Origin of the sequence: Onishia taeanensis, assembly GCF_900100755.1 — a bacterium.
Taxonomy (GTDB): Bacteria; Pseudomonadota; Gammaproteobacteria; order Pseudomonadales; family Halomonadaceae; genus Onishia; species Onishia taeanensis.
Genome location: NZ_FNCI01000002.1, coordinates 331,329 through 357,628, shown reverse-complemented (window position 1 = coordinate 357,628; position 26,300 = coordinate 331,329). Strand labels below are relative to the sequence as shown.

At 63.3% G+C, this 26,300-nt stretch carries 29 protein-coding genes; 9 read left to right on the top strand and 20 right to left on the bottom strand.

Going from position 1 to position 26,300, the window contains the following annotated elements; all coding sequences use genetic code 11:
* Window positions 1–114: 114 nt before the first annotated feature.
* The 6 genes from coq7 to phaR form a co-directional block, all read right to left on the bottom strand.
* Window positions 115–756: a 2-polyprenyl-3-methyl-6-methoxy-1,4-benzoquinone monooxygenase gene (gene coq7, locus BLR71_RS04120; protein ID WP_092523383.1), complete on the bottom strand. Its 642-nt coding sequence runs from the start codon at window positions 754–756 to the stop codon at window positions 115–117.
* Window positions 757–950: 194 nt separating this feature from the next.
* Window positions 951–1,292 (bottom strand): histidine triad nucleotide-binding protein, encoded by a 342-nt coding sequence (locus BLR71_RS04115; protein ID WP_092523381.1) that lies wholly within the window; start codon window positions 1,290–1,292, stop codon window positions 951–953.
* A 64-nt stretch (window positions 1,293–1,356) separates the two neighbouring features.
* Entirely contained in the window at window positions 1,357–2,229 is an 873-nt protein-coding gene (locus tag BLR71_RS04110) for a phosphoribulokinase (RefSeq protein WP_092523379.1), read from the bottom strand.
* Window positions 2,229–2,687, bottom strand: a complete 459-nt coding sequence (locus tag BLR71_RS04105; RefSeq protein WP_092523377.1) for an acyl-CoA thioesterase — start codon at window positions 2,685–2,687, stop codon at window positions 2,229–2,231. The genes BLR71_RS04110 and BLR71_RS04105 overlap by 1 nt, the downstream gene beginning before the upstream one ends.
* 147 nt (window positions 2,688–2,834) lie before the next feature.
* Window positions 2,835–4,121: a phosphoribosylamine--glycine ligase gene (gene purD, locus BLR71_RS04100; protein ID WP_092523375.1), complete on the bottom strand. Its 1,287-nt coding sequence runs from the start codon at window positions 4,119–4,121 to the stop codon at window positions 2,835–2,837.
* An 87-nt stretch (window positions 4,122–4,208) separates the two neighbouring features.
* Window positions 4,209–4,688: a polyhydroxyalkanoate synthesis repressor PhaR gene (gene phaR, locus BLR71_RS04095; RefSeq protein ID WP_092523373.1), complete on the bottom strand. Its 480-nt coding sequence runs from the start codon at window positions 4,686–4,688 to the stop codon at window positions 4,209–4,211.
* A 103-nt stretch (window positions 4,689–4,791) separates the two neighbouring features.
* Here phaR and BLR71_RS04090 point away from each other — a divergent pair, with 103 nt between their 5' ends.
* A complete protein-coding gene (locus BLR71_RS04090) occupies window positions 4,792–5,505 on the top strand; it encodes a 16S rRNA (uracil(1498)-N(3))-methyltransferase (protein WP_092523371.1) in 714 nt (237 codons plus the stop codon).
* Between the two features lie 6 nt (window positions 5,506–5,511).
* Here the strand turns inward: BLR71_RS04090 and BLR71_RS04085 are convergent, their stop codons facing one another.
* From BLR71_RS04085 to BLR71_RS04070, 4 genes are all read right to left on the bottom strand, one after another.
* Window positions 5,512–6,804: a lytic murein transglycosylase gene (locus BLR71_RS04085; protein ID WP_092523369.1), complete on the bottom strand. Its 1,293-nt coding sequence runs from the start codon at window positions 6,802–6,804 to the stop codon at window positions 5,512–5,514.
* Between the two features lie 97 nt (window positions 6,805–6,901).
* Complete coding sequence (locus BLR71_RS04080; protein WP_092523367.1) at window positions 6,902–7,369, bottom strand: DUF3429 domain-containing protein; 468 nt, start codon at window positions 7,367–7,369, stop codon at window positions 6,902–6,904.
* A gap of 52 nt (window positions 7,370–7,421) precedes the next feature.
* Window positions 7,422–8,870: a DASH family cryptochrome gene (locus BLR71_RS04075; RefSeq protein ID WP_092523365.1), complete on the bottom strand. Its 1,449-nt coding sequence runs from the start codon at window positions 8,868–8,870 to the stop codon at window positions 7,422–7,424.
* Window positions 8,867–9,019: a DUF2256 domain-containing protein gene (locus tag BLR71_RS04070; protein ID WP_092523363.1), complete on the bottom strand. Its 153-nt coding sequence runs from the start codon at window positions 9,017–9,019 to the stop codon at window positions 8,867–8,869. Before BLR71_RS04070 ends, BLR71_RS04075 begins: the two co-directional genes overlap by 4 nt.
* A 392-nt stretch (window positions 9,020–9,411) precedes the next feature.
* Here BLR71_RS04070 and BLR71_RS04065 point away from each other — a divergent pair, with 392 nt between their 5' ends.
* From BLR71_RS04065 to BLR71_RS04040, 6 genes are read left to right on the top strand one after another with little or no spacing between them, the layout of a single operon-like run.
* The gene (locus BLR71_RS04065) at window positions 9,412–12,225 is read left to right on the top strand and encodes a monovalent cation/H+ antiporter subunit A (protein WP_092523361.1); all 2,814 of its coding nucleotides are present in this window, start codon (window positions 9,412–9,414) and stop codon (window positions 12,223–12,225) included.
* Complete coding sequence (locus BLR71_RS04060; protein ID WP_092523359.1) at window positions 12,225–12,572, top strand: Na+/H+ antiporter subunit C; 348 nt, start codon at window positions 12,225–12,227, stop codon at window positions 12,570–12,572. Before BLR71_RS04065 ends, BLR71_RS04060 begins: the two co-directional genes overlap by 1 nt.
* Window positions 12,572–14,083: a monovalent cation/H+ antiporter subunit D gene (locus tag BLR71_RS04055; protein WP_092523357.1), complete on the top strand. Its 1,512-nt coding sequence runs from the start codon at window positions 12,572–12,574 to the stop codon at window positions 14,081–14,083. The genes BLR71_RS04060 and BLR71_RS04055 overlap by 1 nt, the downstream gene beginning before the upstream one ends.
* Window positions 14,080–14,577, top strand: a complete 498-nt coding sequence (locus tag BLR71_RS04050) for a Na+/H+ antiporter subunit E (protein ID WP_092523355.1) — start codon at window positions 14,080–14,082, stop codon at window positions 14,575–14,577. The genes BLR71_RS04055 and BLR71_RS04050 overlap by 4 nt, the downstream gene beginning before the upstream one ends.
* On the top strand, window positions 14,571–14,840 hold the full coding sequence (locus BLR71_RS04045; RefSeq protein ID WP_092523353.1) for a K+/H+ antiporter subunit F: 270 nt from the start codon (window positions 14,571–14,573) through the stop codon (window positions 14,838–14,840). The genes BLR71_RS04050 and BLR71_RS04045 overlap by 7 nt, the downstream gene beginning before the upstream one ends.
* Window positions 14,841–14,853: 13 nt before the next feature.
* Window positions 14,854–15,243: a Na+/H+ antiporter subunit G gene (locus BLR71_RS04040; RefSeq protein WP_092523351.1), complete on the top strand. Its 390-nt coding sequence runs from the start codon at window positions 14,854–14,856 to the stop codon at window positions 15,241–15,243.
* Window positions 15,244–15,343: 100 nt separating this feature from the next.
* On the opposite strand, the gene hemH is transcribed toward BLR71_RS04040, so the two are convergent.
* The gene (gene hemH, locus BLR71_RS04035; RefSeq protein ID WP_092523349.1) at window positions 15,344–16,441 is read right to left on the bottom strand and encodes a ferrochelatase; all 1,098 of its coding nucleotides are present in this window, start codon (window positions 16,439–16,441) and stop codon (window positions 15,344–15,346) included.
* A 113-nt stretch (window positions 16,442–16,554) separates the two neighbouring features.
* Here hemH and BLR71_RS04030 point away from each other — a divergent pair, with 113 nt between their 5' ends.
* Both BLR71_RS04030 and BLR71_RS04025 read left to right on the top strand, forming a co-directional pair.
* Window positions 16,555–18,171 carry a cryptochrome/photolyase family protein gene (locus tag BLR71_RS04030; RefSeq protein ID WP_092523347.1) on the top strand — a complete coding sequence of 539 codons (1,617 nt, stop codon included), beginning with the start codon at window positions 16,555–16,557 and terminating at the stop codon, window positions 18,169–18,171.
* Window positions 18,171–18,584, top strand: coding sequence for a thiol-disulfide oxidoreductase DCC family protein (locus BLR71_RS04025; protein ID WP_092523345.1), 414 nt, complete (start codon window positions 18,171–18,173; stop codon window positions 18,582–18,584). Before BLR71_RS04030 ends, BLR71_RS04025 begins: the two co-directional genes overlap by 1 nt.
* Before the next feature lie 239 nt (window positions 18,585–18,823).
* Here BLR71_RS04025 and BLR71_RS04020 read toward each other — a convergent pair whose 3' ends face one another.
* From BLR71_RS04020 to rlmB, 9 genes are all read right to left on the bottom strand, one after another.
* A complete protein-coding gene (locus BLR71_RS04020; protein WP_092523343.1) occupies window positions 18,824–19,126 on the bottom strand; it encodes a DUF6482 family protein in 303 nt (100 codons plus the stop codon).
* Window positions 19,127–19,356: 230 nt separating this feature from the next.
* On the bottom strand, window positions 19,357–19,650 hold the full coding sequence (locus BLR71_RS04015; protein ID WP_092523341.1) for a hypothetical protein: 294 nt from the start codon (window positions 19,648–19,650) through the stop codon (window positions 19,357–19,359).
* A gap of 114 nt (window positions 19,651–19,764) precedes the next feature.
* Window positions 19,765–21,153: a replicative DNA helicase gene (gene dnaB, locus BLR71_RS04010; RefSeq protein WP_092523339.1), complete on the bottom strand. Its 1,389-nt coding sequence runs from the start codon at window positions 21,151–21,153 to the stop codon at window positions 19,765–19,767.
* 209 nt (window positions 21,154–21,362) lie between these two features.
* The gene (locus BLR71_RS04005) at window positions 21,363–22,913 is read right to left on the bottom strand and encodes a carbohydrate porin (protein WP_092523337.1); all 1,551 of its coding nucleotides are present in this window, start codon (window positions 22,911–22,913) and stop codon (window positions 21,363–21,365) included.
* 409 nt (window positions 22,914–23,322) lie between these two features.
* A complete protein-coding gene (rplI, locus tag BLR71_RS04000; RefSeq protein ID WP_092523335.1) occupies window positions 23,323–23,769 on the bottom strand; it encodes a 50S ribosomal protein L9 in 447 nt (148 codons plus the stop codon).
* 15 nt (window positions 23,770–23,784) lie between these two features.
* Window positions 23,785–24,636, bottom strand: a complete 852-nt coding sequence (locus BLR71_RS03995; protein ID WP_092523333.1) for a hypothetical protein — start codon at window positions 24,634–24,636, stop codon at window positions 23,785–23,787.
* Between the two features lie 12 nt (window positions 24,637–24,648).
* Window positions 24,649–24,876 carry a 30S ribosomal protein S18 gene (rpsR, locus tag BLR71_RS03990; protein WP_092523331.1) on the bottom strand — a complete coding sequence of 76 codons (228 nt, stop codon included), beginning with the start codon at window positions 24,874–24,876 and terminating at the stop codon, window positions 24,649–24,651.
* Window positions 24,877–24,901: 25 nt separating this feature from the next.
* A complete protein-coding gene (gene rpsF, locus BLR71_RS03985; RefSeq protein ID WP_092523329.1) occupies window positions 24,902–25,285 on the bottom strand; it encodes a 30S ribosomal protein S6 in 384 nt (127 codons plus the stop codon).
* A 143-nt stretch (window positions 25,286–25,428) separates the two neighbouring features.
* Window positions 25,429–26,217, bottom strand: a complete 789-nt coding sequence (rlmB, locus tag BLR71_RS03980) for a 23S rRNA (guanosine(2251)-2'-O)-methyltransferase RlmB (protein ID WP_092523579.1) — start codon at window positions 26,215–26,217, stop codon at window positions 25,429–25,431.
* Window positions 26,218–26,300: the final 83 nt, after the last annotated feature.

The window sequence follows — 26,300 nt, the reverse complement described above, 5'->3', positions numbered from 1 at the left end:
CAGCGCGGGAGCCTTGAGCGGTAAGCTTGCAGCGGCAAGAAAACGCGAACCCCACCTCGGCATGACCGGGGTGGGGTTCACTCGATGGGGGGCTTCAAGCTCTCGGCTTCGAGCTCAAAGCTTGTAGACGGATTTGGTCATCAGCTTGGACACCAGCCGCATGCCCGCCTTGACCGGCGCCGGGAACTCGGCGCCGCCAGCTTCCAGGGCCCAGCGTTCGTGGTGGGCCTCGTCTTCGTGCATCTTCTCAAGCACCGCCCGTGAACGACGATCGCCCGACGGCAATGCCTCGAGGTGCTCTTCCAGGTGCTTGCCAACCTGCTCCTCGGTGGCGGCAACGAAGCCCAGGCTGACCCGGTCGCCCACGGCGCCGGCCACGGCGCCGAGGCCGAAGGATGCTCCGTAGAAGAGCGGGTTGAGCAGGCTGGTACGGCCACCGAGTTCCTCGAGGCGGGCATCGCACCAGGCCAGGTGATCGATCTCTTCCTGAGCCGCTTGCTCCATCTGGCTGCGGGTGTCGGCCAGCTTGGCGGTAAGTCCCTGGCCTTGATAAAGCGCCTGCGCGCAGACCTCGCCGGTGTGATTGATGCGCATCAACCCCTCGGCGTGAGCGCGCTCGGCCTCATCGAACTCGCCGTCCTGCACGCCGGCGGACGGGCTTGGACGCGATGGCTGGGCGGCATGCGGCACCAGGGTGCGCAGAATGGTATCGAACTGCTGGATCAGGTGATCACTGCGGGAAAGCTGACGGTTCATGAGGCCCCCATGGATGTTATCTCTAGTCTACCCGAGCCGCCCCGCCGCCAGAAGCGGTGGCGACATTCTGACGCGCCGGCCTCCTCACCAGGCCAGAGCCCCGCGGCTTACCGAACAGCTAGCGATGCCGCGGGGCTCTGGCGGGGATACAAGCGGGGGATATGAGGGTGTTCAGCTCGACGCCCGGCTGGCGATCATCCCGCCGGCCAGGTGAAGTTGCGGCCGCCCATCAGGTGCATGTGGATATGATAAACCGTCTGCCCGCCCCGCTCGTTGCAGTTCATCACCACCCGGTAGCCCTCATCGGCGAAGCCCGCCTGCCTGGCCAGGGTCGCGGCGGTGTACTGCAAGCGGCCGACCAGCGCCAGGTCCTGCTCGGCAATGTCGTTGAGGGTCGAGATATGGCGCTTGGGAATCACCAGCTGATGGGTCGGCGCCTGGGGGTTGATATCGTTGAAGGCCAGGACGTCATCGTCTTCATAGACGATATCGGCGGGAATCTCGCGGTTGATGATCTTGCAGAACAGGCAATCCATGGCGCCTCTCCCTGATAACGGTCGTTAAGGATCAATCGGTGATGGTCGCAGCGACAGGCGCAGGCTAGCGGAAACGTCGCTGGGCCAACAGATGGCGAACCAGCGGGCCCAGAATCAATTCCATGGCCAGCGGCATGCGCGCCCCGGGCACCACCAGGGTGTGGGGGCGGCTCATGAAGGCATCCTGAATCATCGCCAGCAGGTATGGGAAGTCCACCGTGGAGGGGTCGCGAAAGCGAATCACCACGAAGGACTCGGCGTCGGTGGGGATATCCTGCACCTCGAAGGGGTTGGAGGTATCCACCGTCGGCACCCGCTGGAAGTTGATATGGGTGCGCGAAAACTGCGGCTGGATATAGCGAACGTAGTCGTGCATGCGCCCAAGGATGGTGTCGATCACCGCCTCCTGGGAGTAGCCACGCAGTTTGGTGTCGCGGTCGATCTTCTGTATCCACTCGAGGTTCATGGTCGGCGCCACGCCCACCAGCAGGTCGACATGGCGGGCGATGTCGTGCTCGGCGGTGACCAGGCCGCCATGAAGCCCTTCATAGAACAGCAGGTCGGTGCCGCTGGGCAGGGACTGCCAGTCGGTGAACGTGCCGACCTGATGGCCAAGCTCGATCATCTGCTTGTCTTCGGCGTGGATATAGTGCCGATAAGTGCCGGAGCCCTGGTCGCCATACTCCTGAAACAGCGCCTCGAGATGCTCGAGCAGGTTGGCTTCCACGGCGAAGTGGGACAGCTCGTCGGTACGCTCGGGCTCTTCGCGGAAGATCCGTGACAGCTCGTCCTTGGTGTAGCGGTGAAAGGCATCACCATCCACGGTCGCAGCATGCACGTCTTCGCGCGCGAACATGCGCTCGAAGGTACGCCGCACCGTGGTGGTTCCCGCACCGCTGGAGCCGGTCACGGCGATGATCGGATACTCCCGGGACATCAGGCGTCTCCCTCATGGGGATAGGCCGCAGCGGGCAAGAGCGCGTCTTGCACCTCGGCGGGCACCGGCACGGGCTTGCCCGAGGCGGGGTCAAGCAATACCAGGTTGAGCCGGGCCGTGGCCACGGGACGCTGGTCATGCTCGCGTACCACCCGGTGGTAGACACACAGCGACTTGCCGTCGACGGGGGGAATCGCGGTCTCGACGATCAGCTTGTCGGGCCAGGCGGCCTCGCCCTGATACTGGATAGCGAGATCCGCGACCACGCTGGGGCAGCCACCGAGATCCCATTCCCTGAGCCCGCGCGAGGCCAATGCCTCGGTTCTCGCCTCATGCAGCAGCGACACCAGGGCATCGTGACCGAGATGGCGGCCGTAATTCATGTCGGTGATACGTACCGACAGGGGGTGGCGGTGCAGGATGGCATCCGTCGGAAATTCCAAGCGTACTCGTGACATATCGACTCCCCGTCGTATCCCGTCCCAGCGCCACGACTCAGGGCCATCCCCTGATCACGCAGGTTTACATGCGCGGCCGCTTGCGCCTGGCACTGGGGCAATCACTGCAATGAAGACAACCCATGAGAGAGACAGCGCAGCCGATAATCAGCTCTCCCGGGCGATCGCGCGGAAACCGATGTCGCGACGATAGCTCATGTCCTGCCAGTCGATGGCGGCCACCCCTTCGTAGGCCAGGGCCTGGGCGTTGGCTACGGTGTCTCCCAAGGCGGTTACACATAACACGCGACCGCCGCTGGTCGCGACACGACCTTGGTCATCTTGAGTGGTGCCGGCATGAAAGACCCGACAGCCGGTGTCTTCCGCGGCTTCGATACCGTCGATCACGTCGCCCTTGCGGTAGCTGCCGGGGTAGCCCCCTGCGGCCAGGACCACGCCCACCGCCGGCCGTTTGTCCCATTCGATGGTTTCGCGATCGAGGGTGCCCTGACTGCCGGCCAGGCACAGGGCGGCGAGATCGGATTCCAGACGCATCATGATCGGCTGGGTTTCCGGGTCGCCAAAACGGCAGTTGTATTCGATCACCTTGGGGATGCCGCTCTTGTCGATCATCAGGCCCGCGTAGAGGAAACCGGTATAGGGATGGCCTTCGGCGGCCATGCCCTTGACCGTGGGCAGGATCACCTCGTCCATGATGCGCTGATAGACGGCCTCCGTGACCACTGGCGCGGGCGAATAGGCGCCCATGCCACCGGTGTTGGGGCCGGTATCGCCATCTCCGGCACGCTTGTGGTCCTGGCTGGTGGCCATGGGCAGTACGTGCTCGCCGTCGACCATGACGATGAAGCTGGCTTCCTCGCCGTCGAGGAATTCCTCGATCACGACACGGGCGCCGGCATCACCGAAGGCGTTGGCCTCGAGCATGTCGCGGATCGCCGCCTCGGCCTCCGCTACGGTCATGGCGACGATCACCCCTTTGCCGGCGGCCAGGCCGTCGGCCTTGATCACGATCGGTGCACCCTTCTCGGCCAGGTAGGCAAGCGCGGGTTCCACATCGGTAAAGGTCTGGTAGTCCGCGCTGGGAATCGCGTGGCGGGCCAGGAAGTCCTTGGTAAAGGACTTCGAGCCTTCGAGCTGGGCGGCGGCCTGGGTCGGCCCGAAGATCGCAAGCCCTGCGGCCTGGAAGCGATCGACCACGCCCTCGACCAGCGGGGCCTCGGGGCCGACGATGGTCAGGTCAATGGCATGGTCACGGGCGAAGGCTTCGAGCGCCGCCAGGTCGGTGGCCGCGATGTCGACGTTGGAGACCTTCGGCTCGACCAGCGTGCCGGCGTTGCCGGGCGCCACGTAGATCGTCTCGACCTGTGGAGACTGAGCGACCTTCCAGGCCAGGGCATGTTCGCGGCCGCCGCCGCCGATGATCAAAACCTTCATCTGCAACCTTGCTCGACTGTTGGGTAGGGGGGAATGCGCAATAGGCCGAGCATTATGCCAGAAAGCCGACGGCCATGTCGGGAGGGCTCAGTCCTTGTCGCGACTTTTGTCGCTTCCCGTGTCGTCTTTGTGACTATCACCGGGGCCTTGTTGAAAGGTCTTCTGCCAGAAGCGCATGTTCTCTTCGGCCATCTCGCGCATCATTTCCATCGGCGTGTGCCGCATGGCTTCCTTCCACTGGTCCTGCATGCGCTGCTGCTGTTCCATCATCAGCTGGGTGCCCTGCTCCAGGTAACGGGCCAGCGGCAGCGGCTGGGCCATATCGTAGACGCGAATGAACTGGGCCAGCAGATCGTTGGAAAAGACCTCCGAATCACCTCCGGACTGCTCCTGTTCGATGATGATCGACAGCAGGATAGTGCGCGTCAGGTCTTCACCGGACTTGGCATCCTCGACGCGAAAGGGCACTTCCTCGATGATCAGGCTGCGCAGGTCCTCGAGCGTCACATAGCGGCTCTGTTCGGTATCATAGAGCCTGCGGTTGGCATACTTGCGAATCACGCGCACGGACGGTGCTCCTATTATCGGCTTTGCTGGTATTGTGCACCGCGTCTGGCGTTCTAGCCACCGCCACCGTGTTCCTGTCACTCCTGCGCGCCGCCGAGGCCCCATGAACCTGATCCTGCTCGACCCCGCCGACCTCACCGACGACCACCACGCCTGGGTGCGTGATCCAAGGCGACTGCGCCACCTGCGAGAGGTGCATCGCGCTCGCCCCGGCGATGAACTGACGCTTGGCGTGAGCGGCGGGTCCATCGGTCGCGGCCGGCTGGTAAGCCTCGACGAAGATGGCGCCCGCTTCGCCCTCGATGCTCTCGACCAGGCCCCACCGGCAGCGCTGGATATCGAACTGGTGCTGGCCCTACCGCGACCGCGCATGCTGGCGCGCTCTCTGGAGCACGTCACGGCCCTGGGGGTGAAACGCATTACCCTGCTGCACACCCGGCGCGTCGAGAAGAGCTACTGGCAATCCCCCGAGCTGTCCGCCGAGAAGATTCACCAGCACCTGGTGCTGGGCCTGGAACAAGCCCGCGATACCGTGATGCCCGAGGTGGAACTGGAAACCCACTTCAAGCCCTTCGTCGAGGACCGCCTGGCGACAAGACTCAAGGTGCGCCGCGGGCTGCTGGCCCACCCCGGCATGCAAGCCGCCTGCCCGCGCGGACTCACGTCCCCGGCTACCCTGGTGGTGGGCCCCGAAGGCGGCTTCATTCCCTATGAGGTAGAGGCACTATTGGCGGCCGGCTGCCAGGGCATTCACCTGGGCAGCCGGATCCTGCGGGTCGAGACGGCCGTCATCGCCCTGTTGGCACGACTCGGCTAGCCGCCGTCACTGCTGCAAGCGCTCGAGCAGCGATACCGTGGCGAAGCCGTCGGGCGTCAGCCCCTGAGACGCCTGATAGGCCCGCAGCCCGGCGCGGGTGTTGGGGCCCATGATGCCGTCCGGCGTACCCGTGCCGAAGCCGCGAGCATTGAGCGCGCGCTGCAGCGTGCGGACCTGCGACCTGGACAGCGGCGTTTCCTGGCGCGGCCAGTCGGCGCGGATGCCAGGCTCGCCCGCCACCCGGCGCGCCAGGGTGCCCACCGCCAGCGCATAGCTGGTGGCATTGTTGTAGCGAAGGATGGCGCGATAGTTGCGACCGACCAAGAAAGCTGGACCGCGCGCGCCGGCCGGTGCCAGCACCGATGCCTCGGCAAACGCCGGCAGCACGCCGCCGTCGACCGCACGCACGCCCTGTGCCTCCCAGGCCTCGCTCGAGCGTCGCGTGGCAAGTTCCGTCTGGGAATAATCGAAGTCCGCCGGCAGCGCCACCTCGACGCCCCACGGCTCGCCGGCCTGCCAGCCGGCTCGCGCCAGGTAGTTGGCGGTGGAGGCCATGACGTCGGGAATGCTGCCCCAGATGTCACGACGACCATCGCCGTCACCATCCTTGGAGTAGGCAAGGAAGCTCGAAGGCAGGAACTGGGTATGCCCCATGGCACCGGCCCAACTGCCAATCATGCGGTCCGGGGCGATATCGCCGTCCTGAATGATCTTGAGCGCGGCGATCAGCTCGTCGTGGGCGAAGTCGCGACGGCGGCCATCGAAGGCCAGGGTCGCCAGGGAGTTCAGCGTCGAGAAACTGCCGAAGTTGCTACCGTAGTTGCTTTCCACTCCCCAGATCGCCACCAGCACCTCCGCCGGCACACCATAGCGATTGGCCATCCGCTCCGCCGTGGCCCGATGCGCGTCCAGGCGCTCGCGACCGTTGGTCACCCGGCTCGATGAAACGGCCGTATCCAGGTACTGCCAGATGGGACGCACGAACTCGGGCTGAGAGCGGTCGTACTCGAGGATCTTGGGTTGGTAGCGCACATCGGCCAGGGCCCGGTCGAGCGTCGATTCGGCGATGCCCTTGGCCCGTGCTTCGCGGCGAAAATCGGCGAGCCAGGCCTCGAAGGACGCCGGCGATTCGGCCTCTGCGTTATCGCCCTGTCCAGTATCGGCGGCCGCTGCCGTCGCCTGATCCGTCGTCTGAGACGAGGAGGCTGGCGAATCTTGGCTCTGGGCCTGACTGAACTGGCTACTCTGGCAACCGACCAGGGTACTCAACAGCAGCGAGCATACGAGGATCCTGCGCATGGCGGGGTGATACTCCATCATCACGAATAAAGAAGAACATCATCGCGCAGATCGATCCAGGCCACCAGCCTTGCCGCCGCGCCAGCCAGCGACACCGCTACAGAAGCTGCCAGAACCGAAGGATCACGGCCAGGTGGCAAGCCACCACCACGATGGTCAGCACATTACGCAGCCCTCGATACCACTCGGGCAGCCCAACAGAGCCAGTCGCGCTGGCCTCATAGCCCCGCACCGCTATATAGCCGAACATCAGCAGCGCGGTGCCCGGCGCCCCGCCCCACAGCAAGGCCGGCCAGGCCATCAGGCTGGGGGCCATGCTCAGCATGACACGGCCGCGAAATGTCGGGCTCTTTGGCGCATCACGGCCCATGGCGAGCCCCCAGTGGATGCCGCCGAGGAAGGACAGTATCACCGCGCTGTAATAGACGAAGGCCTGTATGGCGTACACCGACCAAGCCCCTGGCGCCCACCAAGCACCCAGGGCTGTGGCGATGAAAGGCAGTAGCCCGGCCAGCCCCAGGCGAATGGGCAAGCGATGTTCGCCATCAAGAGATAACACCGGCATCAGCATTCCTTGTTCAAAGTAAAGGTTCACAGTGAAGGTGCATCATGAAGGGTCATAGCGAAGAGCCGTCGGCGGAAGCGTCCAGGCGCGACGCGCCACCGGCCGCGGTCGATAGCGGCAACAGCGTGTCTTCCCATGCATCGGGAATGACGCAGGGCTCAGGGTAGGCAGTGGCGTCCGCCCGCCAGGGCTGGTGCCGCGCCGGGCCTTCGCTCAGGCCCTCGAGCTTGGGTAACCAGTGGCTGACGTAGTCGCCGGCCGCGTCATAGTGCTGCGCCTGCCATAGCACATTGAAATAGCGCCCGCGGCTAGCCTCTCGCCCCACACCGGCCACATACCCCCAGTTGCCCCAGTTGCTGGCGACGTCGAAGTCGATCAGGCAGTGCTCGAACCAGGCCGCCCCGAGTCGCCAGTCGACGTCCAGGTCGTGTACCAGGAAGCTGACCACATTCTGACGCACCCGGTTGGACTGCCAGCCGGTGGCCGCCAGCTCGCGCATGCCGGCATCGATGAAGGGCACGCCGGTCTCGCCGCGACACCAGCTGCCGAAGGCGGGCGGTGGCTCGGGCAAGGCGCGCGGGCCAAAGAGCCCAGCCTTTTCTTTGCGAGCGACCCAATGGAAGTACTCTCGCCACAGAAGCTCGAAGATTACCCAGTAGCTCGACTCACAGGCGCCATGCTCGAGCTCCCAGGCCCGCACCTGGTCATGGACCTGGCGTGCCGACAGACAGCCGGTCGCCAACCAGGGCGATAACCGGGTCGAGAACTCGGCGCCCAGCAGACCATTACGAGTCTTCTTGTAGCGAGCGATGGCGCCGCTGTGCCAGAGATAGTGATCGAGTCGCGCCAGGGCGGCTTCCTCGCCGCCCTGGAAGCGAAATTCACCTCGCGAATCGGAGCGCCAGGCCGCCGCTTGATCACAGATATGGTTAAGCGGCGGCAGGCCACGAGGCGCTTTCTCGGGCCATAGCGGCAGCGTAATCGGCGTGGGCTGGGCTGGCGGTGTGCTGTCCTGCGCTTCCATGCGCCGGCGAAAGGCCGAGAAACTGCCCGGCAAATCCTCGAGGGCAAAGGGCAGCGCCTGCTCGTCGAACAGGGTACCGCCCTGACAGCGACGTAGTTTGCAGCTTGCGGGCAGTTTTTCGATGAGCCTTGCCAAATCGTTCGCTTCATCGTGCCCTGCGGTATCGCGAACGTGAACGCAGAGCACGCCCACTGACGCCACGAGCTCGGCGATCACCGCCGGCGGGTCACCGACACGCACCAGCAGGTCGCCTCCCCGCTTGAGCAGTTCGCCACGCAGAGCGATCAAGCTCTGCCACAGAAAGCTCAGCCGGGCAGCACCGATGCGCCGCGCCGACAGACCTGGCGCAAGAGGCTCGAGCCAGCGTTCGTCGAGCACATAGACACACATCAGTGAGGCCGGGGGCGAGGAAAAGTGGAACAGGGGGTTATCGGCCAGGCGCAGGTCGTCTCGTAGCCACACCAACTCAGGATTCATGCTGACCGCCTGGCGCGACGCGCCTCTCGGCGGCAGCGCTCGCTGCAATGTTGCACCTCATCCCAGCAGCGAGCCCACTTGCGCCGCCAGTTGAAGGGGCGCTCACACTGGCGGCAGGTCTTGACGGGAAGCGCAGTCTTGCGTCGCATGTCGTCACCTTAGAAAGTGCCAAGAGTCAGGACATAAAATTAGACAAGAATAAAATCTCGTATAGGTACTGTACACTAAAATGCGGGTAACATGCCTGCCATATCCAGCTTCGTCCGCCAACCGCTGGCGCTATCAAGGTCACTTTGGCCCCCTCCGCTCCCAGAACCGGCGACGCCGTGGGGCCAAGGCGAAACCGACAAGCGTTGATGATTCAAGACGATAAAGCGGCCCAGAGTACCTGCGTCGGACGACCCTTTACGCTAGAGTAGGGCGGCGTCTGGCCCTGAGATGGATCACGCCATGCCGTCAACGCCAGCCCTGAGGGCTTGCCTTGGCGAATGACAACGGGTATCACCCCAATTTCCCCGGACCCGCGCAGGACGAACGATCAATGACATTGCTCTGGATTCCCTTGCTGACTCTTCTGGGTGTGCTGGCTCCCATGTGCCTCGAGCGCTATGGGCGCAATCTGTGCTCACTCGGCACGGCCACGCCACCGGCCATTGCACTGCTGCTGGCCCTGAACCAGGTGCCGGCTCTCATGGCCGGCGAGGTGCCTCGCATTGCCATCAGCTGGATTCCTCAGCTGGGGCTGGACCTGGCCTTTCGCCTGGACGGCCTATCGCTGCTGTTCCTGACGCTGATCCTGGGTATCGGCCTGCTGATCATTCTCTATGCGCGCTACTATCTGGCGCCGGAGGAGCCCTTCGGCCGCTTCAATGCCTATTTGATGCTGTTCATGCTGTCGATGGTCGGCATCGTCATGGCCGACAACCTGCTGCTGCTGTGGGTGTTCTGGGAGATGACCAGCCTGTCGTCCTTCCTACTGATCGGTTTCTGGTCATCCCAGAGCGACGCTCGCAAGGGCGCGCGCATGGCGCTCACCGTGACCGGTGCCGGTGGCCTGGCCCTGCTCGCCGGCTTCTTGCTGATCGGCGACATGGTCGGCAGCTTCAATGTGGGCGTGGTACTCGATAGCGCTGACGTTATCCTCGCTGACCCGCGCTACCCAATCATGCTGGTGCTGGTGCTGATCGGGGCTTTCGCCAAGTCCGCCCAGTTCCCCTTTCAGTTCTGGCTACCCCATGCCATGGCCGCCCCGACCCCGGTGTCGGCTTATCTGCACTCGGCCACCATGGTCAAGGCCGGCATCTTTCTGCTGGCGCGACTGCATCCGGCGATCGGCGACAGCGCCATGTGGGGCTGGCTGGTCACGCTGACCGGCATGACCACCTTCCTGTATGGAGGATGGTTTGCGCTGCTCAAGACCGATCTCAAGGGCATCCTGGCCTTCTCCACGGTCAGTCATCTGGGGCTGATCACCGCGCTGCTGGGCATCGGTAGCCCGATGGCGATCCTTGCCGCACTCTTCCACATCCTCAACCATGCCACCTTCAAGGCCGCGCTCTTCATGTGCTCGGGCATCATCGATCACGAAGCCGGCACCCGAGAGCTCGCCAAGCTGGGCGGGCTGCGCCGAGCGATGCCGATCACCGCTCTGCTAATGAGTCTGGCGGCGGCGGCGATGGCCGGGGTGCCGCTGCTCAACGGTTTTCTCTCCAAGGAAATGTTCTTCAAGGAGACCTTGGATGCCGGCCTGCTAGGCGGGCTGGGTTGGCTGCTGCCACTGCTGGCGACGCTTGGCGGCGTGCTGTCCGTGGCCTACTCGCTGCGCCTGGTGCATTCGGTTTTCTTCAAGCCGGCCAAGACGGCGCCACCCAAGCACCCTCATGAGCCCCCACGGCTAATGCGGGTACCGGTAGAGTTTCTCGTCATGATCTGCGTGGCGGTAGGCCTGTTCCCGGCGGTACTGGCCACTGGCCTGCTGAATCTTGCGACCGAGGCCGTACTGGGCAGGCACCTCGAGTTCCACCTGGCCATCTGGCACGGCGTCAATGCGCCCTTGATCATGAGTCTGGTCGCACTGGGATGCGGTGTCGCGCTCTACGGCGTGCACCCCTCGATCCGCCGTTTCGTGCGTCAGTTCGCCACCACCGATGCACGGATGATCTTCGAGAACAGCATCCAGCGTCTGGTGGCACGCAGCCAGTCGCTGACGGAGCGCCTGGAGAACGGCTCGCTGCAACGCTACATGAGCCTGCTGCTGGGCGCGGCGCTGCTGCTTGCCACCCTGGGCCTGCTGGAGCTGCCGCAGCTGGCCGGCGGGATGCCAGAGGGCGAGCTCGATGGCGTGCTGATTCTTGGCGCAGCACTGCTGATCTTCGGCGCCCTCGGAACCGTCGTGACCCACCGCTATCGCCTGGTGTCGCTGCTGATGCTGTCAGTGGTGGGGCTTGTCGTGTCATTGACCTTCGCTCGCTTCTCGGCGCCCGACCTGGCACTGACTCAGCTCTCGGTCGAGGTGGTGACCATGATCTTGCTGATGCTGGCGCTGTTCTTCCTGCCACAGAAGACGCCGCGAGAGTCCTCGGCCCATCGCACCATTCGCGATATCGCCTTGGCCAGCGCACTGGGGATGGTGGTGGCGAGCCTCAACTACGCCGTGCTGACCCGTGAGATCGACAGCATTTCCCGCTTCTTCATCGATAACAGCGTACCCGGCGGCGGCGGCCATAACGTGGTCAACGTGATCCTGGTCGACTTCCGCGGCTTCGATACCCTGGGCGAGATCACGGTACTGGCGATCGCCGGCCTTGCCATCTTCAAGCTGCTCAATCGTCTACGTTTGTTCATGCCCCACAGCGACGCCGAGGGCCGGGTCTGGTCACCGGATCGTTACCCAATGATCCTTACCAGCGTCTCCCAGTGGCTGCTGCCGCTGGCGCTGCTGGTGTCGGTCTTCATCTTCCTGCGCGGCCACAACCAGCCCGGCGGCGGCTTCATCGCCGGCCTGGTCACCGCTGTGGCGCTGATCCTGATCTACATGGCACGTGGCGTGGAATGGACCCAAAGCCGCCTGGACTTCCCTTACCAGTTGGTGGCCATCGGCGGCGTTGCCGTGGCAACGCTCACCGGGCTTGGCAGTTGGCTGTTCGGCCGCCCCTTCCTGACATCCGCCTTCGGGCACTTCAAGCTGCCGCTAATCGGCGAGTTCGAGCTGGCAACCGCCATGCTGTTTGATCTCGGCGTCTATCTGGCAGTGGTCGGGGCGACCCTGATGATCCTTGCCAACCTAGGCAAGGTGACCACGCCCCACCGCCCCACCAAGGATGCCCAGCCCGCCACCAGCAAGGAGAAAAGCTGATGGAAAGCCTGTACGCCATCACCACAGGCATCCTCACCGCCTGTGGCCTCTTCCTGACCCTGCGCGGACGCAGCTTTCCGGTAGTGGTCGGCCTGACGCTGTTGTCCTACGCGGTCAACCTCTTCCTGTTCTCAATGGGTGGGCTGACCACCAATGGCGCCGCCATTCTCGACGGCGGTGGCAGCTATGCTGATCCGCTACCGCAGGCGCTGGTGCTGACCGCCATCGTGATCGGCTTCGCCATGACCGCCTTCGCGGTGATCCTGGCCATGCGTGCCCGCGGCGACATGGGCAATGACCATGTCGATGGTCGCCAGGTCGACGAGACGCGGGAGGAGCGCCGCTGATGCTGCAACATCTGATCGTTCTGCCCGTCGTACTGCCTCTGGTCTGCGGCATTCTGCTGCTGATCAGCCGTCACGGCAGCACCTCTCTCAAGCGCGTGCTGGGCATCGGCAGCACCGCCCTGCTGCTGGCCGTTGCCATCGCGCTGGTCGACAAGGCTGCGAGCGGCGAGGTCTCCTACTATGCGCTGGGCGACTGGCAGCCGCCCTTCGGCATCGTCATGGTGCTGGACCGGCTCTCGGCGCTGATGATCCTGCTCACCGCCGTGCTGGCGCTGGGCTGCGTGGTCTTCGCCAGTGCCGGCGACGACGAACAAGGCAGTAACTTCCATGGACTCTTCCAGCTGCAGTTGATGGGGATCAACGGGGCCTTTCTGACCGGCGACCTGTTCAACCTCTTCGTGTTCTTCGAGGTGCTGCTGCTGGCCTCCTATGCCCTGCTGATGCACGGCGGCGGTAAGAGCCGCATCCAGGCCGGCCTGCACTACGTGGTGCTCAACCTGGCGGGCTCGGCGCTATTCCTGATCGCGGTGGGCGTGCTCTATGGTGCGACCGGCACCCTCAACATGACCCATATGGCCGTTCGCCTTTCTGAGCTCGGGCCCGAAAGCGCCGGGCTGGTCAGCGCCGGCGCACTGCTGCTGCTGGTCGTCTTCGGGCTCAAGGCGGCGATCCTGCCGCTGTACTTCTGGCTGCCGAAGGCCTATTCATCGGCGCCAGCGCCTGTGGCCGCGCTGTTCGCGATCATGACCAAGGTCGGCGTCTACGCCATTCTCAGAGTCTACTCGCTGATCTTCGGCGACCAGGCGGGCCCGCTGGCCGCCATCGAGCAGCCCTGGGTGTGGTGGCTGGCACTGGGCACCCTGGCGGCCTCCGCGGTCGGCGTGATGGCGGCCAGGGATCTGCGACTGCTGGTCGCCTACCTGGTGCTGGTCTCGGTGGGCACCCTGCTGGCGGGCATCGGCATGCAGACCCCTGAAGCCGTCAGTGCCCTGCTCTTCTACCTGATTCACACCACCCTGGTCACCGGCGGCCTCTTCCTGCTGGCCGAGCTGATCGGCCTGCAGCGCGGCAAGGCAGGCACCCGGCTGGTCAAGGGGCGCCCATTGCGCAATGGCGGGCTGCTGGGGATTCTATTCATGATCGGTGCTGCCGCCGTGGCCGGCCTGCCGCCGCTATCCGGCGCCATCGGCAAGGCCCTGTTGATGGCCGCCGCGACGCCGGCACAGCAGCCCTGGCTATGGCCAGTGCTGCTGATCGCCGGGCTGTTCTCGCTGGTGGCGCTATCCAGGGCCGGCTCCACCCTGTTCTGGCGCAGCCACGATGGCGAACCCAGCGACCGCCCCCTGGGCCGCCGTCAGCTGTTTGGGGTGATATGGCTGCTGGGCGCTTCGCCCCTGCTGGTGCTGCTGGCCGGGCCGGTCAGCGACTATACCCAGGCCACCGCAGAACAATTGAGCACACCGGCAGTACAAATCCGCGCCCTGCTGCCTGATGCCGGAGGTGACGCATGATCAAGCCCCGCTCTTGGCTACCCACGCCACTGCTATCGATCCTATTGCTGATCGTCTGGCTGCTGCTGGTCAGTAGCGTGTCCTTCGCGCATATTCTGTTGGGCAGCCTGCTGGCCATTGTGATCCCGCTGTTGAACCGGCGCTTCTGGGATGTTCAGCCTAGCGTCAAGAAACCCTGGAAGCTGGTGCGCTACGGCCTGCGGGTGCTGGGCGACATCATTCGCGCCAACCTGCAGGTATCCTGGCTGATCCTCAATCCCTGGCGGCGCATGCGCCCGGCCTTCGTCGAGTATCCGCTGATGCTCGAGGACCGCTTCACTATCACCCTGCTGGCCAACACCATCACCCTGACGCCCGGCACGGTATCGGCCAACCTGCGCATGGACGGCCGCACCCTGCTGATCCACGCACTGGATGTGCCGAATGAACAGGCGCTGATCGACGAGATTCGCGAGCGCTATGAACAGCCGCTCAAGGAGATCTACGAATGCTAGATACCGCCCTGTGGATCAGCCTGGCGCTGATCCTGATGGCCCTGATGCTCAATGTCTATCGCATGACGGTGGGCCCGTCGATGCCCGACCGGCTGCTGGCGCTGGACACCATGTATGTCAATTCCATCGCCCTGATCGTGCTGATGGGGCTATGGCTCAACAGCAAGACCTATTTCGAGGCGGCGCTGCTGATCGCCATGCTCGGTTTCATCAGCACCGTGGCGGTATGCAAGTACTTGCTGCGCGGCGACATCATCGAATAGGCAGGAGATCTCTATGAACTGGTATGTGTTTCTGGAGGGGCTGATCTCGGTGCTGCTGATCGCCGGCGGCGCCTTCGCCTTCATCGGCTCGCTGGGCATGGCCCACCTGCGAGACTTCTACATGCGCCTGCATGGACCGACTAAGGCCACCACCCTGGGTATCGGCTGCATGCTCAGCGCCTCGATGATCTACTTTGGCGTCACCAAGGGCGAGCCGGTGATGCAGGAGATGCTGATCACGCTCTTCCTGTTCATTACCGCCCCGGTGTCGGCTCACCTGCTGGCCAAGACAGGCCTGCACCTGAAGCTCAAATATGCCGACAAAACCCGCGGCTGCCCGGATGAAATCCACACCGAAGACGTCGGCGAGAAGCCGGTACTGCACCCCGACAAGGGCCACTGAGCGCCGCTTTGCCACCCTCCCGAACCATCAAGGCCCCGGACGTATCGTCCGGGGCCTCGTCGTTTCTGAAGCGCCATCTAGTGCCATCTGGCCACAGGGCCTAGAGCCAGCCGCCAAGCTCCTGCTTGACGATCGCCGTCAGCACATCGATATGCGCTTCGTCGGCATTCAGACAAGGCACATAGGTGAAGGTCTCGCCACCAGCGGCGAGGAAGGCATCACGGATTTCCTGCTGCACTTCCTCGAGGGTCTCGACACAGTCGGAGGCGAAGGCCGGAGAGATCACCGCGATATGCTTCTTGCCCGCCCGGGCAAGCTCGGCCACCTTGTCGACGGTCGCCGGGCCCACCCATTTCTCGGGGCCGAACTTGGACTGGAAGGCCGTCACGATTTCGTCGTCCGCCATCTCCAGCCGTTCCTTCACCAGCCTTGTGGTCTTCTGACATTGGCAATGGTAGGGGTCGCCATCGAGAAGGTAGCGCTCGGGGACCCCATGATAGGACGCCACCAGCACGTCAGGACGGCCACCCTGGTCGGCCTGGGCCTGCTCATAGGCCTGCTGGATCGAACCGCCCAGGGCAGCAATGTAATCCGGACGATCGAAATAAGCCGGCACGGTTCGCAGCGCCGGCTGCCACTTCAGCGTCATCAGGGTGCGAAAGACCTCATCATTGGCCGTGGCGGTCGTCGGCGAGCCGTATTGCGGGTAGAGCGGGAAGAACAACAGCCGCTCGCAGCCCTGCTCATGCAGGCGGCGAATCACGCTGTCGGTCGAGGGGTTGCCATAGCGCATGCAGAAGTCGACCACCACCTCATCGCCGAAGGCCGCCTCGAGGCGCGCCGCGACCTTCTCGGCCTGTTCGCGGGTGATGGTCAACAGCGGGCTCTCGTTGCGCTCGGTGTTCCAGATACTTTGATAGGCCTTGCCGGAAATGAAGGGCCGGCGCGTCAGGATGATTCCCTGCAGTAGCGGCTGCCACAGCCAGCGCGAATAATCCACGACCCGCCTATCGGAGAGAAACTCCGACAGATAGCGGCGCATCGACCAGTAGTCGGTGGCATCCGGGGTGCCCAGGTTGGCCAATACCACGCCCACCTTCTTTCGCGGCACCGGCGGATGGTCGGCGCCGGCATGAGCGAGGCGCCCTTCGCCGGGCTGTTCGAGGGTGGCGGGCGAACGGGGACTGGCTGCGGACATCATGGAATCCTTGTGACCTAACCGACTGATGGATCGACAGCTTATCAAAGGGATGCCATCGAGAAGAATGCAGTTATACTATCATCCATATTTGTATAACTTCAGGTCAATTTATGTCGAAGCCCCTGATCCTGGTGCTGGGTGATCAGCTCAGTGCATCGCTGGCAAGCCTTCAAGATCTGCCGGAAGGCGCCGTGGTGGCGCTTTGCGAGGTCGATGAAGAAGGCCGCTACGTGCCCCATCACCCACAGAAGATCGCGATGATGTTTGCCGCCATGCGTCACTTTGCCAGCGAACTCGAGGCCGCTGGTCAGTCGGTGCATTACAGCCGCCTCGACGATGACGACAATCGCCAGGAGCTGCTCAAAGAGGCCGAACGCCTGGCCCGACTACATGACTGCGACGAAATTCGCGTGGTTCGCCCCGGAGAGTGGCGTCTCTACGAGGCGATCAGGTCGCGCACGGCTGGCGCCGGGAACGCAGCCCTGCCCTGGCGACTCATCGAAGACGATCGCTTCTTCACCACCCCGGACGACTTCGCCGCCTGGGCCAAGGGTCGCAAGACCTATCGTCTCGAACACTTCTACCGGCATCTTCGCAAGCGCAGCGGGCTCTTGATGGATGACGGCCAGCCGGCCGGCGGCCAGTGGAACTTCGATCATGATAACCGCGAGCCATTGCCCGACCACCTTGCCTTTCCCACGCCGCCGACCCACGAGCAGGATGCCACCACCAAGGCGGCACTGGCGCTGGTGGCGTCCCGGTTCGGAGAGCATTTCGGCTCACTCGAGGCCTTTCACTGGCCGGTGACCCGAACCCAGGCGCTTGCCGAGCTCGAGCATTTTCTCGAGGCCTGCCTGCCGGACTTCGGCCGCTTCCAGGATGCCCTGAGCGACCAATCCCCCTTTCTCTTTCACTCGCGCCTTTCAGCGGCGCTGAACCTGGGCCTGCTGTCTCCCATCGAGGTCTGCGAGGCGGCCGAAGAGGCGTATCGCAAGGGTCGTGCGCCGCTTAACTCGGTGGAGGGCTTCATCCGCCAGATCCTTGGCTGGCGTGAGTACGTGCGCGGCCTCTACTGGACCCGCATGCCCGACTACAAGCGTGGCAACGGCCTCGCCGCTAGCCGTGATCTGCCGGCATTCTTCTGGACCGGCGACACCGAAATGCGCTGCCTCAAGCGGGCCATCGAGATGACCCGCGATCACGCCTATGCCCATCACATTCAGCGACTGATGGTCACAGGCAACTTCGCCCTGCTGTGCGGGGTCAAGCCAGAGGCCCTGTGCGACTGGTATCTGGCGGTCTATGCCGATGCCTGCGAATGGGTCGAGCTGCCCAACACCCTGGGCATGGTGCTGCATGCCGACGGGGGGCTGATGGGCTCCAAGCCCTACTGCGCCTCGGGCAAGTACATCGACCGCATGGGCGATCACTGCAAGCAGTGTCGCTATGACCCCAAGCAAGTCACCGGTACTCATGCCTGCCCCTTCAATAGCCTTTACTGGCACTTCATCGAAGAACACCGCGACGTACTGGCCGACAACCCCCGTATGAAGCTGATCTATGGCTCGCTGGACCGCATGAAAGACGACAAGCGCGAGGCCATGCGCCAGCAGGCCGACGCCTTCCTGGCGCGCCTGGACACGACGCCGGCCTATGGCCAAGGCCAGCATCTGGCGGGCTATCGCGATGCCGATCGCACATCGACCACCTCCCGGGAGCCCTCCTAATGTCTCCGACCGCTCCGTCCCCCCAGCATGCCGCTTCCCCCGTGACGCTCTTTCACGACGGCCACTGCCCCTTCTGCCAACGCGAAGTCGCCTGGCTCGAGCAGCATCCGCGCCGCGAGCGTATCAGGCTGATCGATATCCAGGCCGATGACTTCGATGCCGCCGCCTGGGGATGCTCGTTCGAGGCCATGATGGGCCGCCTGCATCTCGCGGATGCCAAGGGAGCCTGGTTCGTGGGCATGGATGCCAGCCGGGCGCTGTACGCCGTGCTGGGCTATCGACGGCTCGTAGCACTGACCATGCTGCCTGGCCTTGCCTGGTGCTTCGACCGAGGCTACGCCTTCTTCGCCCGCCGCCGGGTCAGGCTGGGGAACTGGTGGCAAGCAAGACGGCGCCGGCGCCAGGGGGGCTGACGGGATGGGGTATGGATGGCAAACGCTGGTAGAGAAAGTCCAGCCATAGCAGTGCGGCTGGCGAGTGCGGGGAAACCTACCACCCTTGGCATGAGCGCTCTCCAGGGAGCGAGGTGGCAAGTTGATAGCAGGGTAAATCAGAGAACCGACAAGATGCCGGAAGGCTGATGGAGTCGAAGAATGAAGCTCGAACGTGGCGTTCAAGCGGCGTCGGATGATGCTGGGCTTAACCCTACCGCCTAGAAGACCAGCGGCATACGCGAGCTGAGCGCATCATGGTAGTGGGCGTCGCGACCAATCACCTCGTCGTGGGCTACGTACTGCACCAGATAGGCCCGGTGGATGCCGACCCGCTTGAGCTCGAGATAGATATCATCGAGGGCGCGAAAGAGCCTAGGCTTGCCAGACTGGGTCAATAAATGTCGTGCGCCCTCGATATCTTCCAGTTCTACCTGATAGAAACGGCTACCGGCGTGGCTGATAACGCGAATTTCGAAATTGTCGTGTCGCTTGGCAAAGGCCTTGAAGTCTTGCAGTTCCATACTGTCCTCCTGGGTCGCGGAATACTGGCCGAACGCGATGGCGGCTTGCCATGCCGTTCGGTCAGTGCGGTTGTCGATATATCAGCGCCCCTTGGGCTTACTCCAGATATACCTGGGGCACAGCATGGCTGTGCCCCATGACGACAATATGACATGTCGCCCTCACCGTTATGACCCTGGCCACTACGAAGTGTTCCGCCCAGACAGCGCCCCAGAAAGCGCCGACGCCGTTACTGATAGTCGGCGGGGTCGATAGCCTTGCCAAGAGAGTTGCGATCGACCCAATTGCCGGCCTTGGTTTCCTTGTAGCGAAACACCACCTTATCGCCGACCGCTACCGGAATCTCGGAGTCCTCGGTCTGATAGCTGTAAGTCTCGCCGTCCACCACCAACCGGTAGCGATAGAGGTCGGGCATGCCGAGCCACTCTTTGAAGGGCCCCTCGCGCTCGACTTCTTGAAGCTCACCGCGCCCCTCGAGTTTTGGGGCCCGCTTGCGGTTGCCGCGCCGAAATCCGCCTGCCATAAGCTATCCTCGTTCACCTGACTGATTCATCTGACTGCTTCACTAAACCAAGCCGCGCATTATACGGGGGCCCATTGCAGTCTCAACCATGACCCGCCGCCCTGGCCGAGGCGATCACTCGCCGAAATGCTGACCGTAGCTGTCCGGCGCCAGATCCTCGAAGCGGGTGTACTTGCCGATGAAGGCCATGTGCACCGTGCCGATAGGACCGTTACGCTGCTTGCCGATGATCAGCTCGGCAAGCCCCTGGTTGTCGGGATTATCTGGATTGTAGACCTCGTCACGATAGACGAAGGCGATGACGTCGGCGTCCTGCTCGATGGCCCCGGACTCGCGAAGGTCCGACATCACCGGGCGCTTGTTGGGGCGCTGCTCCAGGGAGCGGTTGAGCTGCGACAGCGACACCACCGGACAGCCAAACTCCTTGGCGAGCCCCTTCAGGGAGCGCGAAATCTCGGAAATCTCGCCGGTACGGTTCTCGGAAAAACCGGGGATCTGCATCAACTGAAGATAGTCGATCATCACCAGGCCGATATTGCCGTGTTCACGCACCACCCGACGAATCCGCGAACGCATCTCGTTGGGCGACAGTGCGGCGGTATCGTCGATGAAAAGCTGCTTGTCTTTCAGCAGGTTGACCGCCGATGTCAGGCGCGGCCAGTCCTCGTCCTCGAGTTGACCCGTACGCACCCGGGTCTGGTCGATGCGGCCAAGCGACGACAGCATACGCAGCATCAGCGCCTCGGCGGGCATCTCCATGGAGAACACCATCACCGGCTTGTCGCTGGAAATCACGGCATGTTCGACCAGGTTCATGGCGAAGGTGGTCTTACCCATCGAGGGGCGTCCGGCGATGATCACCAGATCCGAGGGCTGCAGCCCCGAGGTCATGTCGTCGAGATCGCGAAAACCGGTCGAAAGCCCGGTCATCTCGCCTTCCATGTTGAACATCTCGTCGATGCGATCCACCGCCTTGGCGAGCAGCTCGCTCATGCCGATGGGACCACCGGTCTTGGGCCGATCCTCGCTGATCTGGAAGACCAGGCGCTCGGCCTCGTTGACCAGCTCATCGGCCGGTCGTCCCTGGGGCGCGAAGGCACTCTCGGCGACCTGACTGGCGGCCTGGATCAGTTTGCGCAGCGTGGCCCGCTCGCGCACGATCTCGGCGTAGGCGCGGATATTGCTCGCCGACGGCGTATTGCGGGCAAGCTCGGCCAGATAGGCCAGCCCGCCGACGGTATCCAGCTGATCGCGGCTCTCCAGCGCCTCGGATAGCGTCACCACATCCAGCGGGTGCGTCCCCTCGGCAAGCCCCGCCATGGCATTGAAGATCAGCCGGTGCTCGTAGCGGTAGAAGTCGCCGGACACCAGCTGCTCGGAGACCGCATCCCAGGCAGAGTTATCCAGCATCAGACCGCCCAGCACAGACTGCTCGGCCTCCAGCGAATGTGGCGGCACCTTGAGCGCAGCAGTTTCCTGATCGAGCTCGACGGGTTCGTTCATGGAGTCGGGCACCTTAGGTGATTCGGTAAGCGGCGCTCATTCTACCCCATCCCTGCGGTGCACCCCATTCTTGACCAGACTCCCGACAATGAAAAAAACCCGCGGGCCGTTAGGCATGCGGGGAAGGATCGAGACACCGAGCTTAAGACCAGGGCGAGCGTCGCGACACGCCCGCCCTGTCGTTAGATGCAGTATGGGTGAGTTTTAGATTAGAACCAGACTTCCGTTTGCACGCCGAAGCTCCACTGGCTGCCGGTAAAGCCTTCTTCGCCGAAGGAGTCATCGCTCACGTAATCGTTCAGATCGTCATCCCAATCGGAGAAGGTCGCGAAGAGGCGTACTTCGGGACGCTGCCAGAAGCCACCCACCTGGGGCTTGAAGGTCGGCGCGACGGTGAACTTGCTGTACCCCCCATCTACGTTGTTGCGGCCCTTGTAGCCAGCGGCATCGAGGTCCATGAACTGATAGCTAGCCTCGTACTGCATCTCGAAGTTCGACGTGATCTCGTTGGCCAAACGCGCATTGAACGTTGCCCAGCTGTACTTGTCCCCCTGGGCATAGCGGTCCTCGCTGACCTCGGCAAGGATTGCCGGGGCGATACGCCATTTGGGTGCCAGGTAGGTGGTGCCGTAGAGGCCCAGGCGAGTGGCGGTAGCGTCTTCGGTCAGGTTACCGTCCCCACCGATCGTCTTGACCTCGGCGCCCAGGCCTTGGCCATGCAGCAGGGCCGCCTTGAAGCTGCCCTCGCCGAGGCCAAAGAAGCTGTCGCCATGGTAAGCCAGCATGGTGTGGAAACCGTTATCGGCGCCGCGCTCACCCAGGTTGGTCACCGTGGTCTGCGACTCGACAATATTGGTGCTCGGATCATTGACCAGCTGAGTCTCGGTCTGGACATCGTTATAACGATCATCGTTATCGGCGGCCGACAAGCCGCTGATCATCCACTGCCAGTTACCGAAGTAGTTGTTGGCGGTAAAGGTCAGGTTATCGGTATCGCCGGTAATCTCGCTCTCTTCGGTAGGAAATTCGCTGTAGCTGCGGCCGTAAACGGAGAAGTTAGCCTTCCAGTTGTCGGCGAGCTGGACATCATAGATACCGCCACCGGTACCGGCCAGGAAGATGATGTCGGAATCGAGCCAGTGAATATCGAAGTTGTCGCGATCAAAGCGCTTACCGGCCCAGATCGAGGCGTTCTCGAAGGCACCGGTGAAGCTTGGCAGGTCACTGAGCTCGACAAACACCTGGCGCACATTGAGGCTGGACTCGTCGGCGGTCCAGTCATTGCTGGTGGTCACGCCATCGGCAAGCATGGTGCGGTAGAGGGCCTTGGCACCGTTATCGTAGGTCTGGCGGTAGTTAAGCACCGTCTCGACATAGGTATCCGGCTCATTGCCCAGTCGCCCCACGGCCCCACCCACACTGCCGGCAGGCGTCACATAGGGGCCACCCTCGGCGCTGTTGCCGTCCTCGCCGATCAACAGACCGGAGCGTGCATAAGCGTTGAAGGAGAAGCCTTCCTCACCGCTGGCTTGGCGGGCCACCTTATCCAGGCGCTCCTGACCATCATCAACGCTCTCTTCGACCGAAGCGGCACGCGCTTCGGCGGCATCGGCGCGCGCCTCGGCGGCGGCGACACGGGCTTCCAGGTCGGCCAGGCGCTGTTCAATATCGCTTTGTTGCGCGCTGGCCAGGCCGCTCATGGCGAAGCTAGCGACGGCAACGGCGGCAACGAGCGGAGTTCTCAGCATGGCTGCATTCATGGGGGCGAGTCCTTTTATGCTTGTTGTGTATAACACCGGGGCATGTGATCTTTATCGTTTAAGATGGCCGGCGTGAACGGATATCGCCGATGCCACCGAATAACCCCTGAACGACCCTTGCGCAAAACAGGAATCATCGTTCAAGGCAAAACTTAATCGTTTAAGCCCCGCCTCGCAAAAGAAAATCGCCTCTTTTCCGACCAATGTCTAAACACAATGACAAAGGTTCGCCCGCCTAACCTTCACCCCTGCAGGCAGCGCCATCAGGCGCCGAACGGCCATGACAGGAAGGTTGAGGGACAAAAAGCGCACAAAAAAAGGCACACGGGAAAATCCCCGTGTGCCTCTTGGTGTCGTTCGTCACGTCATTCGCGCATCGAAGATGCGGCCTGACGCGCTAGGCGACGACTTACTCGGCGACGATGACCACGCGCACGCTGGATGCCACTTCGGCATGCAGCTGCAGGTCGATATCGTATTCGCCAGTCCGACGAAGCGGACCTTCCGGCATGCGAACTTCGCTCTTGGCGAGGTCGATGCCGGCCTGGGCGATGGCTTCGGCCAGGTCGCGCGGACCGATGGAACCGAACAGCTTGCCGTCTTCGCCGGCTTTAGCGACCAGCGACAGCTCGATGTCGGCCAGCTGCTCAGCGCGGGCTTCGGCTTCGGCCTTGCGCTCGGCGGCCTGAGCTTCGAGCTCGGCACGCTGGGCTTGGAAGGCTTCCAGGTTTTCTTTAGTTGCCGGAACGGCCAGGCCGTAAGGCATCAGGTAGTTACGGCCGTAACCGGGCTTAACGGTGACTTTGTCACCCAGGCCGCCCAGCTTGCCAATGTTGTCGAGCAGAATGACTTCCATCTCGTGAACCTCTTGTCAGACGCTGCGGGCCAGACGCGTGCGGAAGTCCGCAAACGTATCGATCAGAGCCAACAGCAGCACAATCAGAATCGTGGGCCAAGTCGTGATCAGCAGTACGTAGAAGATCACCAGCCAAAGCCCCTTCATCCCCTTGAGACCAATAATTCCGTGAATCAGCGCGATGCCCGCGATCAGCAGGGGTACCCAAGCGAGAATCGCCAGTCCCGGCAACGCCAGCAGTGAGCCGAGGATCCCTAGCACAACCAGGGTCACCAGCTCCCGCGGCGCCAACCGGAAAGAGTGAAACTCTTCGCGAAAGCCGCCGGGGTTGTAGAGCCCGGCTTGCCAGCCACGCGCCAAGGCCAAGCAGGCCACGGCGAGCAGCAGCACGATGATGCCACTGACACCACCGACGACGAGGGTCGCGAGTGCCTCGGTGGAGATGCCCTGTTGGGTCAAATCCTCCAGGATTCGCTGAGCCTCCGGCGAACTCTCCCTGAGCTGGTCGAGCAGTGCCTGACTGCCACCCGGTGGCAGAAAGACGCCTAGCTGGACCATGGCGGCGCCGGCCAGCGAACCGCTGATCAGTGCCTCGGACCAGCGCAGACGCTCTCGGAGCACCACGCCCATCAGGGTCACCAGCAGCAGGGTCGCCAGCGGGATCACGTCCCCCTGAACCCACCACCAGCCGGCGGGCAGGCCCGCCGCCAGGATCACCGGCAGTGCCGATGCCATGCCCTGGCGAAGCGTCACCAAGCCTGCGATGGCGGCGCTCATCCAGAACAACCAAGGCACCAGCCCCGCGATCGCCGCCCCTCCAGCAGCGTAGGGCAGCCCCCGCATCATCCAGCGGGCAATCGAAAGCATCACGCGAACGGCTTACTGGTGGCTATCGGAGTACGGCAGCAGAGCCAGGTAGCGCGCGCGCTTGATGGCGCTGGACAGCTGACGCTGGTAGCGTGCCTTGGTACCGGTGATGCGGCTCGGAACGATCTTGCCGGTCTCGGTGACGTAGGCCTTGAGAGTGTCCAGATCTTTATAGTCGATCTGCTTCACGCCTTCGGCGGTAAAACGGCAAAACTTGCGGCGACGGAAAAAGCGTGCCATGTAAAAATCCTCCTGGCGGTGCGTATCAGTTAGCTTCAGCGGTTTCGGTACGTTCGCGCGGCTTGTCTTCGCGACGCGGACGCTTTTCTTCCGCCGGCTTCATCATCGGTGAAGCTTCGGTGATGGCTTCCTTGCAACGCACGACCAGGCTACGGATGATCGCATCGTTGAAGCGGAAGATATTCTCGATTTCTTCGAGGGTCTCGCCGCTGCACTCGACGTTCATCAGCACGTAGTGAGCCTTGTGGATCTTGTTGATCGGATACGCCAGGTGACGACGGCCCCAATCTTCCAGACGATGAACGCTGCCGCCGCTCTCGGTAACGAGGCTGGTGTAACGTTCGACCATCGCCGGAACCTGTTCGCTCTGGTCCGGGTGGACCATGAACACGATTTCGTAATGACGCATAGTGTCTCCTTTCGGTTTGACAGCTTCCATAGGGCATGTCGAAGGAAAGCCTTCGCAGCACCAGGGGAAGCAAGGAGTGATTTAACGGGTGTGTTTGTCTGGCCGCAGTCCGACCAAGCCGAACAATTGTAGTGACCGCCCGGCTAGCTTGCAAGCTGACGCTGCCGCAGCGCCTCGAACAGGCAGATACCGGTGGCCACCGAGACGTTGAGACTCGACACGCTGCCCACCATCGGCAACTTGACCAGATTATCGCAGGCTTCGCGGGTCAGCCGCCGCATGCCCTTGCCTTCGGCGCCCATCACCAGCGCGCAGGGCCCGCTGAAGTCACCATCGAAGACGCTGGCCTCGGCCTCGCCGGCGGTGCCGGTGATCCAAATGCCGTGATCCTTCAACTTGCCCATGGCCCGCGCCAGGTTGGTGACCTGATAGACGGGCACGCTCTCGGCGGCCCCGCAGGCTACCTTGCGCACGGTGGCGTTGAGCGGCGCGGCCTTATCCTTGGGCACGATGACGCCATCCACGCCGGCGGCATCGGCGCTGCGCAGGCAGGCACCGAAGTTGTGCACGTCGGTGACGCCATCGAGGATCAGCAGTAGCGGCGGCGTGTCCTTGGTCCAGCCATTGAGCCGCAGCCACAGGGACTCTTCGCCCTCGGCCGACAGCGGCGGACAGAACGCCACGATGCCCTGATGCGCGGCCCCCTGGGAAAGGGCATCGAGGGTATCGCGGGGCTGGAACTGGACCCGCGTACCCAGGCGGCGAGCCTCGTCGAGCAGCTCGGCCAGACGAGCCCCGGCATTGCCGTCCTGCACCCAGAGTTCGCGGGGAGCCTCTCCCCTCGCCAGCAGGGCGCGCACCGCGTGCACGCCATATACCGCATCGAGGCCAGCGGGGGCCTTGGGCCCACGCTGGCCGGGACGTCGTTTCATGATCGGCTTTTCCTGACAGTTCGTGGCATGCCGGCGCCAGGCCATGGTGCTCAGTCATAAGCACCTGACCCTGCTTCAAGCGC